The 13,668-nt window shown below is 68.6% G+C and carries 13 protein-coding genes and 1 pseudogene; 8 read left to right on the top strand and 6 right to left on the bottom strand.

The window, feature by feature from the left end; all coding sequences use genetic code 11:
* The first annotated feature begins 39 nt into the window (after window positions 1–39).
* Window positions 40–2,481: a non-reducing end alpha-L-arabinofuranosidase family hydrolase gene (locus OG241_RS27085; RefSeq protein ID WP_405826441.1), complete on the top strand. Its 2,442-nt coding sequence runs from the start codon at window positions 40–42 to the stop codon at window positions 2,479–2,481.
* A gap of 89 nt (window positions 2,482–2,570) precedes the next feature.
* On the opposite strand, the gene OG241_RS27080 is transcribed toward OG241_RS27085, so the two are convergent.
* Window positions 2,571–3,635 (bottom strand): hypothetical protein, encoded by a 1,065-nt coding sequence (locus OG241_RS27080; protein ID WP_405826921.1) that lies wholly within the window; start codon window positions 3,633–3,635, stop codon window positions 2,571–2,573.
* Between OG241_RS27080 and OG241_RS27075 the strand changes: the two genes are divergently transcribed.
* Entirely contained in the window at window positions 3,613–3,894 is a 282-nt protein-coding gene (locus tag OG241_RS27075; RefSeq protein WP_405826919.1) for a hypothetical protein, read from the top strand. The two genes, OG241_RS27080 and OG241_RS27075, sit on opposite strands and share 23 nt — an antisense overlap.
* Before the next feature lie 43 nt (window positions 3,895–3,937).
* On the opposite strand, the pseudogene OG241_RS27070 reads toward OG241_RS27075, so the two are convergent.
* The 3 genes and pseudogenes from OG241_RS27070 to OG241_RS27060 all read right to left on the bottom strand — a co-directional run.
* A pseudogene (locus tag OG241_RS27070) lies at window positions 3,938–4,276 on the bottom strand (RICIN domain-containing protein); the annotation flags it as partial.
* 768 nt (window positions 4,277–5,044) lie between these two features.
* A complete protein-coding gene (locus OG241_RS27065) occupies window positions 5,045–5,437 on the bottom strand; it encodes a type II toxin-antitoxin system VapC family toxin (RefSeq protein ID WP_405818718.1) in 393 nt (130 codons plus the stop codon).
* The gene (locus tag OG241_RS27060) at window positions 5,437–5,670 is read right to left on the bottom strand and encodes a hypothetical protein (protein ID WP_381362988.1); all 234 of its coding nucleotides are present in this window, start codon (window positions 5,668–5,670) and stop codon (window positions 5,437–5,439) included. The genes OG241_RS27065 and OG241_RS27060 overlap by 1 nt, the downstream gene beginning before the upstream one ends.
* A 392-nt stretch (window positions 5,671–6,062) precedes the next feature.
* On the opposite strand from OG241_RS27060, the gene OG241_RS27055 reads away from it, so the two are divergent.
* Complete coding sequence (locus tag OG241_RS27055) at window positions 6,063–6,254, top strand: hypothetical protein (RefSeq protein WP_405818716.1); 192 nt, start codon at window positions 6,063–6,065, stop codon at window positions 6,252–6,254.
* 53 nt (window positions 6,255–6,307) lie between these two features.
* Here the strand turns inward: OG241_RS27055 and OG241_RS27050 are convergent, their stop codons facing one another.
* Together OG241_RS27050 and OG241_RS27045 are read right to left on the bottom strand one after the other, a co-directional pair.
* On the bottom strand, window positions 6,308–6,940 hold the full coding sequence (locus tag OG241_RS27050; protein ID WP_405818715.1) for a glyoxalase: 633 nt from the start codon (window positions 6,938–6,940) through the stop codon (window positions 6,308–6,310).
* Between the two features lie 582 nt (window positions 6,941–7,522).
* Complete coding sequence (locus OG241_RS27045; protein ID WP_405818713.1) at window positions 7,523–8,170, bottom strand: Lrp/AsnC family transcriptional regulator; 648 nt, start codon at window positions 8,168–8,170, stop codon at window positions 7,523–7,525.
* 174 nt (window positions 8,171–8,344) lie between these two features.
* Between OG241_RS27045 and OG241_RS27040 the strand changes: the two genes are divergently transcribed.
* The 5 genes from OG241_RS27040 to OG241_RS27020 are packed head-to-tail and all read left to right on the top strand — an operon-like array spanning window position 8,345 to window position 13,568.
* Window positions 8,345–9,910 (top strand): ABC transporter substrate-binding protein, encoded by a 1,566-nt coding sequence (locus OG241_RS27040; RefSeq protein ID WP_405818711.1) that lies wholly within the window; start codon window positions 8,345–8,347, stop codon window positions 9,908–9,910.
* Between the two features lie 4 nt (window positions 9,911–9,914).
* Window positions 9,915–10,976 carry an ABC transporter permease gene (locus OG241_RS27035; protein WP_405818709.1) on the top strand — a complete coding sequence of 354 codons (1,062 nt, stop codon included), beginning with the start codon at window positions 9,915–9,917 and terminating at the stop codon, window positions 10,974–10,976.
* Entirely contained in the window at window positions 10,973–11,839 is an 867-nt protein-coding gene (locus OG241_RS27030) for an ABC transporter permease (RefSeq protein ID WP_405818707.1), read from the top strand. The genes OG241_RS27035 and OG241_RS27030 overlap by 4 nt, the downstream gene beginning before the upstream one ends.
* Window positions 11,836–12,621 (top strand): ABC transporter ATP-binding protein, encoded by a 786-nt coding sequence (locus OG241_RS27025; RefSeq protein ID WP_405818706.1) that lies wholly within the window; start codon window positions 11,836–11,838, stop codon window positions 12,619–12,621. The genes OG241_RS27030 and OG241_RS27025 overlap by 4 nt, the downstream gene beginning before the upstream one ends.
* Complete coding sequence (locus OG241_RS27020) at window positions 12,618–13,568, top strand: oligopeptide/dipeptide ABC transporter ATP-binding protein (protein WP_405818704.1); 951 nt, start codon at window positions 12,618–12,620, stop codon at window positions 13,566–13,568. The genes OG241_RS27025 and OG241_RS27020 overlap by 4 nt, the downstream gene beginning before the upstream one ends.
* Window positions 13,569–13,668: the final 100 nt, after the last annotated feature.

Genomic DNA, 13,668 nt, shown 5'->3' with positions numbered 1-13,668 from the left:
CAGAACCGTTCTCATCGCCGTCGCCCGGCCACCCGCCGCGTGATCGCCGCCTCCGTGGTCCTCGCCGCCGCGGGCGCCGCCGTACCGCTGGTCGCCCTGGCCGCACTCACGCCGGACGCCGCCACACCGGCCACGGCCGCCGACGCGGCGGTCGGCAGCGGCCGCTACTTCGGCACGGCAGTCCCCGCGGGCAAGCTCGGCGACTCCACGTACTCCGCTCTTCTCGACCGGGAATTCAAGATGGTCACCCCGGAGAACGAGATGAAGTGGGATGCCATCGAGCCCTCCCGCGGCACCTTCACGTTCGGGTCCGCCGACCGGATCGTCGACCACGCCTCCGCGCACGGACAGCGGATGCGCGGACACACCCTGGTCTGGCACTCCCAACTGCCCGGCTGGGTCAAGTCCATCACCGACGCGGGCACCCTGCGCACGGTGATGAAGAACCACATCACCCAGGAGATGACCCACTACAAGGGCAAGATCTACGCCTGGGACGTGGTCAACGAGGCCTTCGCCGACGGCGGCAGCGGCCAGCACCGCAGCTCCGTGTTCCAGGACGTGCTGGGCGACGGCTTCATCGAGGAGGCCTTCCGTACCGCCCGGACTGCCGACCCCTCCGCCAAGCTCTGCTACAACGACTACAACATCGAGAACTGGTCCGACGCCAAGACCCAGGGCGTCTACAAGATGGTCAAGGACTTCAAGTCCCGCGGTGTGCCCATCGACTGCGTCGGCTTCCAGAGCCACTTCGGCGCCGGCGGCCCGCCGGCCAGCTTCCAGACCACGCTGTCCAACTTCACCGCGCTCGGCGTGGACGTCCAGCTCACCGAGCTCGACATCGCCCAGGCGTCCGCCACCGCGTACACCAACGCCGTCCAGGCGTGCGTGAACGTCGCTCGCTGCACGGGCATCACGGTCTGGGGCATCCGCGACAGCGACTCCTGGCGCACCGGTGAGAACGCGCTGCTGTTCGACGCGGGCGGCAACAAGAAGCCCGCCTACAGCGCGGTGCTCACCACTCTGAACAGTGTCGGCAGTACGGGCAGCACCGGCAGCACGAGCGGCACCGGCACACAGGCCGGGGAGATCGCTTCCGGCACCGTCTACACGCTCTCCAACGCGGCCGCCGGACGCGTGCTCGACGAGCCCGCGGGCCAGAACGGCAACGGCACCGAGCTCCAGGTGTGGGACGCCAGTGGCGCCTCCAACCAGCAGTGGAAGGCCACCAAGAACAGCGACGGCTCCTACACGCTGACCAACATCGCCAGCGGCCGCGTACTGGACGAGCCGGCAGGCCGGACGGCCAACGGGACGAGGCCGACGGTCTGGGACGCCAATGGCGGCGCCCACCAACACTGGAAGGCCGGCCGGAACAGCGACGGCACCTACACGCTGACCAACGCCGCCAGCGGCCGGGCGCTGGAGCTCCCCGGCGGCAAGACCGCAAACGGCACTCCTGTCCAGATCTGGGACGCCAACGGCGGCGGCAACCAGCGCTGGAACTTCCAGCCGACCTCGGCGCCGAAGAGCGACACGACCGCGGCGCCGACGAGCAACACGTGTGCTCTTCCGTCGACCTACCGGTGGACCTCGACGGACGCGCTGGCGCAGCCGGCGAACGGGTGGGCCTCGCTGAAGGACTTCACCACCGTGACCTACAACGGCAAGCACCTGGTCTACGGGTCGGACTACTCGGGATCGGCCTACGGCTCGATGGCGTTCAGCCCCTTCACGAACTGGTCGGACATGGCGTCGGCCCGCCAGACCGGCATGAGCGAGAAGGCGGTGGCGCCCACGCTGTTCTACTTCGCGCCCAAGAAGATCTGGGTGCTGGCGTACCAGTGGGGTCCGTCGCCCTTCAGCTACCGCACCTCCAGCGACCCCACCGACCCCAACGGCTGGTCCGCGCCGCAGCAGCTGTTCACCGGCAGCATCCCCAGCAGCGAATCCGGCACCGGTCCGATCGACCAGACCCTGATCGCCGACGACAAGAACATGTACCTGTTCTTCGCCGGTGACAACGGCAAGATCTACAAGGCGACCATGCCGATCGGGAACTTCCCCGGCAGCTTCGGCTCGTCGTACACGACGGTCATGAGCGACACGGTGAAGAACCTGTTCGAGGCACCGCAGGTGTACAAGGTCCAGGGCCAGATCCAGTACCTCATGATCGTCGAGGCCCGCGGCGCGAGCGAGCAGCGTTACTTCCGCTCCTTCACCGCCACCAGCCTGAACGGTCCGTGGACGGCGCAGGCCGCCACCGAGTCCAGCCCCTTCGCCGGCAAGGCCAACAGCGGCGCCACCTGGACCAACGACATCAGCCACGGCGACCTGGTCCGCAACAACCCCGACCAGACCATGACCATCGACCCCTGCAACCTGCAGCTCCTCTACCAGGGCAAGTCCCCGAACACCCCGTCGGGCACCTCCTACGACAACCTGCCGTACCGCCCCGGCATCCTCACCCTCAAGCGCTGACCCTCAGCCCGACGAAGGCCCCGACGAAGACAACGAAAGGCGCCCCCATCGAAGCGATGGGGGCGCCTTTCGTGTTGAGTGCTGCACCGCTACTTAAGCGGTGTACCACCCGAGTTGTGATAGGCGATCGTCTTGTTGAACAGGTTTCCGCCGTCGGTCTCGGGTGTCGTCTGCTCCGTCCACCCCGCACCGAACAGCAGGCCGGCGATGTGCGCGTCCGCCACCTGGTCCATGTGCCCGAAGAACCAGTCCACCTTGTCGTCCTTGAAGTGGCCGGAGGTGTTGTTCCCCGCCATGTTGCCCACGGGGATCTGCCACAGGACGACCGGCTTGCCCACGGACTCGGCCATCGTCTTCCAGAACTTCAGCGAGGTGGCGGCCTTCTGGTCGTTCCAGAAGTGGTCACTGCCGCCGTGGGCCGGCTGTGCGTACCAGCCCGCGTCGCGGTCCGACACATCGGTGGCCAGGAAGTCGGCGTTCTTCGCCCCGAGGTCCGCGTAGTCCTTGACGCACTTCTGGAGGTTGCTCTCCCAGTCGAAGCAGGAGAGGTGCAGCCCCACGGCGGTGTTCGGCGCGTACGTGTGCGCCATGTGGATCAGGCACTGGGCGAGTCCGGAGGCGCTGTTCTCCTGCGATGCGCAGTCCGTCGAATTCGAGGCCGTGACCTGCGCGGGAACCTGGTGCAGATTGCCGAGCGACCGGGCGAAGCCCCAGAAGTCGGGCTCAAGGTCGATCATGTCGTGCGAGTTGCCGATCTTCTGGAGGAAGAAACGGTAGTCGTTCAGGTACTTGGTGAGCAGGTCGGTCCTGTTGATGGCCTTGACCTCGCCCGGACCGTCGCCCTCGCCTGCCGCGTCCCCGAGGTCGCGCAACGAGTACCAGGTCCACAGATACTTCTGCGGTCGCGACTTGCCCTGGTAGGTCGCCTTGGCCGCCACACTGTCCTGCCAGGTCACCTGGTTTCCGGGCGCCGTGCTGGTGCCGCCCCAGCAGCCCCACCAGCCCGACCACTCATCCTTGCAACGCGACGCCGTATAGGCGGCCGACGAGGGCGCGGGCTGGCTGTGTATGTAGGCGTAGCGCACGTCGAACGGCGCCGCGTTGAACGAGGCTTCGGACATCGAGCCGCCGATGAGCACCTTGTCACTGCCCATGAAACTCTTCGTCGACGTGCCGTTGGTGGCGGCCGGAGACCCCGACGGAGATGTCGGGGTGCTGCTCGGAGCCTGGCTCGCCGGAGAGCTGGCGCTGGGCGTGGGCGTGCTGCCGGAGCCCCCCGGGTTCCCGGTGTTGCCGACGCTGCCGGCCTCGACGAGCTTCCACTGCTGGTTGGCGGCGGCCCGGTCGCGGTTCTGGACGATGTCGAGACCGTTGGCCTTGGCGGCGCTCTTGAACCGACAGCCATGCCGCTGAAGCGATTGACCAAACGCACGTAGCCGTTCGACGACTTGGCCAGTTTGAACTGCTGGTTGGTGCCGTTCACGTCTTTCCACTGCACGACGGCGGAGCCGGCGGTCTTCGACCAGCCGAGGTCGTCCAGCACCTTGCCGGAGCTCCGGTTCTGCAGCCGGTAGTAACCGTCACCCGAGTCGACGAACCGCCACTGCTGGTTGGCCCCGCCGTGACGGCTCCACTGCACCATCGCCGCGCCGTCGTTCTTGGCGGAGCCGCGGTCGTCCAGCACTTTGTCGCTGTTGCGGTTGACCAGCACGTACCACTTCTTCAGATCCACGGTCTTCTTCTGGTCCGCCGAAGCCTGGCTGACCACGACAGCCGAGCCGGCCACGACGACCATGGCGAGACCTCCCCAGAGACCCCGACGCGCGAGCAGCCGACGGCCACGATGCTTCGGACGACCACCGCGCGCGCCGGCGTCGGCACGGTGGCCGCCGACGTTGGACGCCACCGATGACGTGGGTGGACCGGGGACATGTCTGCGCTCTGGTTCCAGGGACATGCCTGTGCTCTCTTTCAGCTGTCGCAACTGACCGGACCACTTGGCCGGACAACACCGAGTGGTCAGAGAAGCCGAAAAGGTTGCCGCGAAGATCCACTGAACTTTTTCTGCTTGGACGCGGAGAGCGCCGCCCGCGTGGCCACCACCCCGCCATCGATCGGGCACGCGAGGGGGCACAGGCTTCGGACCCCACCCACCCACAAGGCACGCCAGGAAGCTGCGGCCGTGCCGGAAGAGGGGCCTACCGAACCCGACGATCAAGTATCCGGCACGAGACCGCTGATCATCACGGGCAGCAAAAAGGCCCGGGTCTACGACCTGGGTCTTCTTCATGGAGCGGGTGACGAGAATCGAACTCGCACTCTCAGCTTGGGAAGCGACGGCGCTTGCGCGCGGAACAGTGCGCTGAACAGCGGTATCGCGGGACCAAGTTTCCATGGTTGGGCCGGGAACGCACCCTTGGTGACCGTTGTTGGCCGCTCTGAAGTGCACGGATAGGGCACGCGGGTCAAGCGAGGCAGGTGCGGGCGCCTTCGGTGGGACGTCGACTGCTGTTCCGGCGAAGGCGAGATGTGCTGTGGCTTGGTGCTTTGCCCGCGCGATGTCTCAGGCGGGCACGTCGACGGTCAGTCCTGCTGCTTGGGCGGCATCGGCCAGTCGTTTGTCGTACGTGACGAAGGAGGTGAGCTGGGAGCGGATGCGGAGAGCCGTTGCCAGGTGAATGGCGCCCAGACTCCGTACGGTTGCCGGCCTCACGGTCTGGGCCAAAATGCGAATGCCGCCGTCCAGCTCTACCAACTCGATCAGGTCGAGGACCGGGTGGAGCCGGGCGACGGCCTCAGGGGCGTAGCGTGCCAGTGCCCGCGATGACTCGATCTCCGCCAGAACCGAACTCGTCCATCCAGTCTCCGCCCGTTCGTCGAGCCAGTCGCGCAATGCCTGTGACTCGGACTCGGCATGGACGAGTTTCACAATGGCGGCCGAGTCGAGATAGATCATCAGCGCTCGTCCTCGCGGCTGCGGGCGATCTCCGCGGCGATGTCGATGCCGTCCGGTTCGCCGAGTGGCATCCGCAGGACGGCGCGGCGCATGGCGGCGGCCCGCTCTTTGCGGAGGGCGGCTTCGAGTACGGCTTGGCGGATGGCCGCCGAGCGTGAACTGCCGTCATGAGTGAGAACATCCAGAGCGTGCTCGGTCTCCGAGTCGCTGCGGATCGTGATGGTGTCAGCCATACAGTCAATGTAAGACGAACTGTCTTATGTTGGCAAGTCTGAGCGCGTCGTCCCGTCCGCGGCGAAGGAAAGGGCCATTCGGTCCGGCGGAGGGAGCGGCAGGCTGAGGGCTCTCCTTGGCTGGTCGCTGCGGTCGATGTTGTGACCTATGAACAAACCCCAGGCCGCTGACCTGGGGTTTCACTCTGGAGCGGGTGACGAGAATCGAACTCGCACTCTCAGCTTGGGAAGCTACGGCGCTTGGGCGGCCGGATAGCTTCTGACCTGGGCATGTGCAGCCGGGTGCGGCGCCCGAAGGTGCAGGATTGCACCGTAATTGACCGTGGTTGACCGGTCTTACGGGCACGCTATGGGCACGCCGTCCGATCGGGGGCGCCGGGATCCTGATTTCCGTGGCTGACGAACTGCCGAGACCTGGAAGTGAGCGCTGGGCGGAAGCCGGCGTTGCAGAAGCACTGAAAGATGTCGGCCGCCCCGCCGTGGTGGACACCCTTTTCGTCCGGCCGTCGGCGGCGCTCAGAAGGATGAAGACGGCTTCGGTGCGGGAACCAGTCCGGGTCTTCATTGTTGGGATGCAGCCGTAGGCCGTAAGGGGCCTTTTTCTGAAGTGCTGTCCAGCAGTCGGAGGTCACTCGGCTCAGGCGGTGGCGGTCGGGGGGGTAGTGGTTTCCCAGCGGAACCCGTCCGGGTCGCTGAACGGGTCGGCGTCGCTGGAGAGTACGAACCGGTGCGATCCGGTGCCGTCGGCGGGGACACCCGCGTCCTTGGCGAGGGCACGGCGCTTGTACAGAGCCAGCTTGACGGGGCCCGGCCCGGTGGCGAACTCGACGTACTTGCCGCCGAAGCTCTTACCCACAGTGAGGCCCTGCTCGATGTAGTACTGCTTGCTGGCCTTCACGTCCTCGACGCCCAGCAGGAGCACGAGCTCGTCGAAGTCCCGGGTGACCGGGCTCGTATCCTTCCTCGCCGATGTCGCGATCTTCCAGATCGTGCCGTCCGGGGACTGAACGACGCCGCCGTAACCCCACAGGGACTTCGAGGTGGGCTTGAGGGCGGTGGCGCCGGCGTCGAGGGCGGCGCCGACGAGGGCGTCGACGTTGCCTGGCTGGGACACCACGAGCGACAGGGTGAAACCGCGGAAGCCGGTCGTGGGGGCTTCGGAGGCACGCAGGCGCACTTGCGGCGGGACCAGTCCGAATGCGGTGGTGTAGAAGCGGGCGGCGGCTGTGGTGTCGGCCACCTCAAGGGTGACGGAGTCGATGGAGTCCATGTCTTCGACGGTAGGGCGGCCGAGTCGCCGATGCTTCTCGAAAACTGCTCGGTCTGGCCGCCGGGGCCCCGGGCCCGAGAGGCCTTAGGGCCGCCGCCCCGCCCACCCGAGCCGTGGTCGGCGTCGAGCAGCCGGGCTGGTGCGCCCGCGCCCCCTGTCGGTTGGCGCCCTCCCCGGTACACCACACTGAGAAGACTGCTGAGAGTTAATGGTGCGGTTATGGTGCGCCACCCGCGCACCGGTCTAGACAACAAAGAACCCCCGGGTCTCTGACCTGGGGGTTTCATATGGAGCGGGTGACGAGAATCGAACTCGCACTCTCAGCTTGGGAAGCTACGGCGCCTGGGCGGGCGATGTGGGTCTGACCTGCGCGGATGATGTCCCTTCGGGGTGGTCGTGCGGGTCGGGTCGACCGCTGTCGACCGTGGTTGTCCGCTCCTGCGGGCACGCTGTGGGCACGGCGCGGTGAACCGGCGGGGCGATGCCCGTGCACGGCGGTCGGTGCTCCGGGTTCGGCTCGCTCCGGTGTCCGGCCCGGGGCATCGTCGCGAGTGCATACATGGACGGTGACCGCGTCAGCTGTCAGTCCTCCGGCTCGGAAATGCGTTGGAGGTCGGCTCGGCCTTCGGCGGCGCGGATGAAGCGGGTCATGCCGAACTGGCTCGTTCCGGGGACGCCCTGAGGGGTGGTCGGCGTCGATTCGGTGGCGCGGGGTGCGGACGGCAGGACGTAAGGGCGGCGGAGTACCTCGTCGAGGATGATGACGGTCTCGGTGGCGCGTACCGCGGGAATCGTGGACAGCTGGTCGGTGACCAGGCGATGTACGGCGGCGACGTCGCGCACCCGGACCTGGATCATGGCGTCGTGCTCGCCGGTGGTGACGGCGCAGTACTCCACCTCCGGCAGCTGGGCGAGAGCGGTGCGGAACTGCTTCCACAGTTCCTGGCGGACGGTGACGAAGATCAGGGCGCAGATCTCGAGACCGACCCGGCTGTGGTCGACGCGGGCGCTGAAGCCGCTGATCACGCCGTCGGCGCGGAGGGCCTCCAAGCGGGTGTAGGCGTTCGCGCGGGAGACGCCGACGCGCTCGGCGAGGGCGGCGACGGAGATCCGGCCCTGGGTGCGGAGGATGTCGAGGATCTTGAAATGTACGGAATCCAGGGCGAGACCGATGCCGATCCGTCCAGAACGGGGTTCGCGGGACGCGTCAGGACTGGACAGATCTGCCATGGGAATGCCTTTCCTGGATGATTCGTCTTGGTCGTGTCCTGTTAGCCGGAGGTTGTGGTTAGTTTCAGCCCACCCTAACGGTGAATCGTCCAGGTACTTCCTGGGACTTCCTCCGGCGGCCGTAGATGCCCGCCGTGCCTTCTCCGCTCCGTCCCCCTGCTCTCGGAGGCACCCATGTCCAGATCGCGCACCGGGTCGTACCCGGCGGCAGTCTCGCTCGTCGCCGTCGCGGCGCTCGCCCTCAGTGCCTGCTCTGGCGGTGGCGGTGCGTCCGGCTCGTCGGGCGGCAGGACGCTGGTGATCGACACGACCTTCAATCTGAAGACCGCCGACCCCGGCCGTGAGTTCGAGACGACCGGCGGCATCGTGGACAAGGCGCTGTACGAGACGCTGCTGACGTTCAAGGGCAGTGACGTCACCAAGCCGCTGCCGGGACTTGCCTCCTCGTACAAGGAGTCCTCGGACAGCAGGACGCTGACTCTGCATCTGCGTGCGGGGGCGAAGTTCTCCGACGGCAGTGCGGTCACGGCGGACGATGTCGTGTACTCGTTGCAGCGGGTCATGGACATCAAGGGCAATCCGTCGTTCCTGCTGGACGGGGTGACGGTGGCCAAGACGGACGACTCGACGGTGACGCTGACGTCGAAGAAGGCGAATCCGGCGCTGCCCTTCATCCTGCCGAACCCGGCGCTGGGCATCCTCAACGCCAAGGTGGTGAAGGCGAACGGGGGCTCGGAGGCGTACCTCAACAAGTCCTCCGCCGGCTCCGGGCCGTACACGCTGACGTCCTTCGACACGAACACGCAGGTCGTGCTCGCGAAGAACCCGAAGTACACCGGGTCGAACGAGCCGACGTACGACAAGATCGTGCTCCGGAACGTCCAGGCGCCGACGCAGAAGCTGAACGTGCAGCGCGGTGACAGCCAGGTGGCGCTGGACCTGAACTCGGACCAGGTGACGGGGCTCGGCGGCGGGCTGAAGGTGCTGAGCGGGGCGTCGTCGGATGTGATCTTCCTGCTGCTGAACCTGGACAAGGGGATCAGCGGTACGACGTCGAACGCCAAGTTCCGTGAGGCGGTCCGCAAGGGCCTCGACTACACCGGCCTGCTGGCGCTCGGCGGGACCGGCGCGGTGCAGGCGCCCGGGCTCATTCCGACAACGTTCGTCGGCGCGCTGCCTTCCTCCCAGGCGCAGCAGCGGGACCTGAGCGGGGCGAAGGCGGCCCTGAAGGCGAGCGGGGTCAAGAACCCGACGGTGAAGCTCGGCTACCCGAGCGACCTCAGCGTGGACGGCCTGTCACTGCAGACGCTCGCCGAGCGGGTGCAGGCCCAGCTGAAGGAGGTCGGCATCACGGTGACCCTCGCGCCGGCGCCGACCACGACGGAGCTGGACAACTACCGCAACGGCAAGGAGGAGGTCGGCCTCTGGTACTGGGGCCCGGACTACCCGGACCCCAGCGACTATCTGGTCTTCCTGCCCGGCGGCCTGGTCGGTCTGCGCGCGGGCTACAAGGCGGGCGCCGACCCGGCGCTGACCGCGCTGGGCGACAAGGCGGCGACCACGACCGACACCGCGACCCGCCAGAAGCTGTACGAGCAGATCCAGACCACCCTGAATGCCGGTAGCCCGTTCGTTCCACTGATGCAGCCGAGCCGGCACATGGTGTCGGCCTCGACGGTCACCGGCCTCGCGTACAACCCCGTGTGGACAGTCGATGTCGCCGCCCTGGGTGCGAAGTAGTCGCGTGGGTGGTGGGCGGCTCCTCGCCCGCCACCCGCTGGCCCGCTACCCGCTCGCGCGATTCCTGCTCCGCCGCACCGCGGTCGCCGTGCTGCTGGCCTTCGGGGTGACGCTGGTGACGTTCGTCCTCACCAACCTCGTGCCCGGCGATCCGGCGGCGGCCGCGCTCGGGCAGCGCGCGGTCGGCGACCCGGCGATCGTGGCCCAGTTCCGGCAGCACTACGGTCTCGACAAGCCGCTGCCGGTCCAGTACGTCACGTATCTGGGCAATCTGTTCCAGGGGGATCTGGGTGAGTCGCAGCAGAGTCATCAGCCTGTCCTGACGGACCTGTCGACGGCGGTGCCGGCGACGCTGGAACTCGCCGGGGCCGCGATCGTGATCTCGCTGGTCGTGGGCGTGGCGTTCGGTGTCGTCGCGGCACTGCGCCGGGACCGGTTCACCGATCAACTCCTTCGCGTGGTCAGCCTGTTGGGGGTGTCGGTGCCGACCTTCTGGCTGGCGCTGCTCGCCTTCTACGTCTTCTTCTACCGACTCGGCTGGGCGCCGGGCAGCGGCCGCCTGGACCCCGGCATGACCGCCCCACCGCAGGTCACGGGCCTGTACACGATCGACGCGGCACTCGCCGGGCAGTGGCCGGTGTTCTGGAGCGCGGCGGGGCATCTCGCGCTGCCGGCGCTGGTGTTGACCGCGTACACCGTCGGCCTCCTCACCCGCTTCACCCGTTCCGCCGTCCTGGAGGTGCTGAACCAGGACTACGTCCGGGCGGCCCGCGCCAAGGGCCTGCCCGGCCGGACGGTCCTCTTCCAGTACGTGCTCCGCGCGGCCCTCGTGCCCGTCATCACGGTCGCCGGGCTGGCCTTCGGGGCGCTGCTGTCGGGCACCGTCCTGGTGGAGTCGATCTTCGCCTGGCCGGGCCTGGGGGCGTACGCGTACCGGAGCGCGACGACGCTCGACCTGCCGGCCGTGATGGGGGTCGGGCTGGTCGTCGGCATCGTGTATCTGACCGTCAACCTCGCCGTGGATGTGCTGTACGGCGTGATCGACCCGAGGGTGAGGGTGCAGTGAGGCTCAATCTGCTCAAACGGCTGCCGCCCGCCTGGCGCCGCCCGCTGGCCGTCACCGGCGGCCTGGTCGCCGCGTTCTGGCTGGTCATCGTGGTCGCCGCCCCGCTGCTCGCCCCGCAGGACCCCCTCGCGCAGGACCTGCCCCGGCTGGCCGCCCCCGGTGCCGGACACTGGTTCGGCACCGACGAGCTGGGCCGAGACGTGCTGAGCCGCGTGCTGTACGGGGCCCGGGTGTCCATCCCGCTCGCACTGCTGCTCGTGACGATGTCCCTCCTCGTCGGCGGGATTCTGGGCGCCTGCGCCGGGTTCTTCGGGCGCTGGGTCGACGAGACCGTGATGCGGATCGCGGACCTGGTGTTCGCCTTCCCCACCGTAATCCTGGCGATGGTGGTCGCCGCCGCGCTCGGCGCCAGCCTGCAGAACGCGGTGCTGGCCGTCCTGGTGGTGGCCTGGCCGTCGTACGCCCGGGTTACCCGGGGCCTGGTCATGGGCCTGCGGACCCGCGAGTTCGTGCTCAGCGGACGGCTGCTGGGCTTCTCCGCCTGGCGCTCGCTGCGGGTGGACATCCTGCCCAACGTGCTCGGGCCGCTACTGGTGCTGGCCACCCTGGACATCGGGACCGCGACGCTGTTGCTGTCCGGACTGTCCTTCCTCGGCCTTGGTGCCAAGCCGCCGACCGCCGAGTGGGGCGCGATGGTGGCCGCAGGTACCCAGCAGTTCGACAGGTGGTGGATCGGGGTCTTCCCGGGGCTGGCCATCCTCACCGTCGTCCTCGCCTTCAACTTCCTCGGTGACACGCTGCGGGACGCCCTCGACCCTGGCACCGCTCGCACGATCGGCGCGGAGAAGGAGCGTGTGGCATGACCGACGGCAACGTGCTGGAGATCAGCGGCCTCACCCTCGACCTGGGCGGCCGTCGCATCCTCGGCGGCGTCGACCTCGCTCTCCGGCCCGGCCGTATCCACGGGCTCGCGGGGGAGAGCGGATCAGGCAAGACCATGACCGGTCTCGCCACCCTCGGCCTGCTGCCGCCCGGCGCCCGCACCGGCGGGCGGATCGAGTTCGAGGGCACCGACCTGCTGACCCTGCCGAGCCGTCAACTGGCTTCGTTGCGCGGGCGGTCGGTGAGCATGGTGTTCCAGGACCCGTCCACCAGCCTGCACCCGATGCTCGGCATCGGACACCAGCTCACCGACCACCTGCGCCACCACCTGAAGCTGGACCGGAAGGCCGCGAAGGAGAGGGCCGCCGAGTTGCTCACGCAGGTCCGTATCCCCAACCCCCTTGAGGCGCTGGGGCGTTACCCGCACCAGTTCTCCGGCGGGATGCGGCAGCGCATCGCTGTCGCGATCGCGCTGGCCTGCGAGCCGAAGGTACTGATCGCCGACGAGCCGACCACCGCCCTCGACGTGACCGTGCAGGCCGGTGTGCTGCGGTTGCTGCGCGGCCTCTGCGACGACCTCGGCCTCGCCGTCCTGCTGGTCACTCATGACCTGGGCGTGATGTCCGCGATCGCCGACGAGGTGAGCGTGATGCGCCACGGCCTCGTCGTCGAAACCGGCCCACGCGGCCGGGTCCTCACCGAGCCACAGCACGAGTACACCCGTACGCTCCTGGACGCGCTCCCCGGAAGGAGCACCGTATGACCCCCCACTCGACGGCCCCCCTCCTCTCGGTCGACGACCTCGTCGTCCAGTACCACCGGCCGGGTGCGCCGCCCACCCGCGCCGTCGCCGGGGTCAGCCTCCAGGTACGGGCGGGGGAGGTCGTCGGGTTGGTCGGCGAATCGGGCTGCGGCAAGTCCACCCTGGCCCGCGCGGTCTGCGGCCTCACCCCACCGGCAGCGGGCCGGATCACCTTCGACGGCACGCCGGTGCGTCCGCTGCGGGTACGCCGCCGCGATCCGGCCCTCACCGGCGTCCAGATGGTCTTCCAGGACCCATACGGCTCCCTCAACCCCCGCCGCCGGGTGGGCGCGCAGATCGCCGACGGCATCCGTACGGCCGTCGGACGCGGTGAGGCCCCCTCGGACACCACCCCGGAGGACCTCCTGACCCGGGTCGGGCTGCCGGCGAGCGCCGCACAGGGCTACCCGCAGGAGTTCTCCGGCGGCCAGCGGCAGCGCATCGCCATCGCCCGCGCGCTGGCCGCCCGCCCCCGGCTGCTCGTCGGAGACGAACCGATCTCCGCCCTCGACGCCTCCGCCCAGCTCCAAGTGGCCACGCTGATGCGGTCGCTGGCCGTCGAGTCGGGCGCGGGGCTGCTGTTCATCAGCCACGACCTGTCCGTCGTACGGCTGATCGCTGACCGGATCGCGGTGATGTACCTCGGGCGCATCGTGGAGACCGGCCCCACCGCCGAGGTCTGGGCCGACCCACGGCACCCTTACACCCGGGCGCTGCTGGCCGCCGTACCGCAGCCGGACGGGGCGGGAGTGCTGCCCGCCGAACTCCCCGGTGACGTACCCGACCCCGCCGACCCGCCGAGCGGCTGCCGCTTCCACCCCCGCTGCCCACGGGTCTTCGACGGCTGCGACCGCGAGGAACCGCAGCTGATCGCCGGGGGCGTCGCGTGCCGCCTTTACGCGGCCTGAGCCGGGCCGATCCGGGCTGCGTACAGCGGGTGCCACGGGGGTGCGACGTGCGGTTCCCTGCCGGACGTACCTGTTCGTACGCGGTCCCTTGCCGGCCTGG

Origin of the sequence: Streptomyces sp. NBC_01390 (genome assembly GCF_045040105.1) — a bacterium.
Lineage (GTDB): Bacteria > Actinomycetota > Actinomycetes > Streptomycetales > Streptomycetaceae > Streptomyces.
This window is presented reverse-complemented; position numbering and strand designations above follow the sequence as displayed.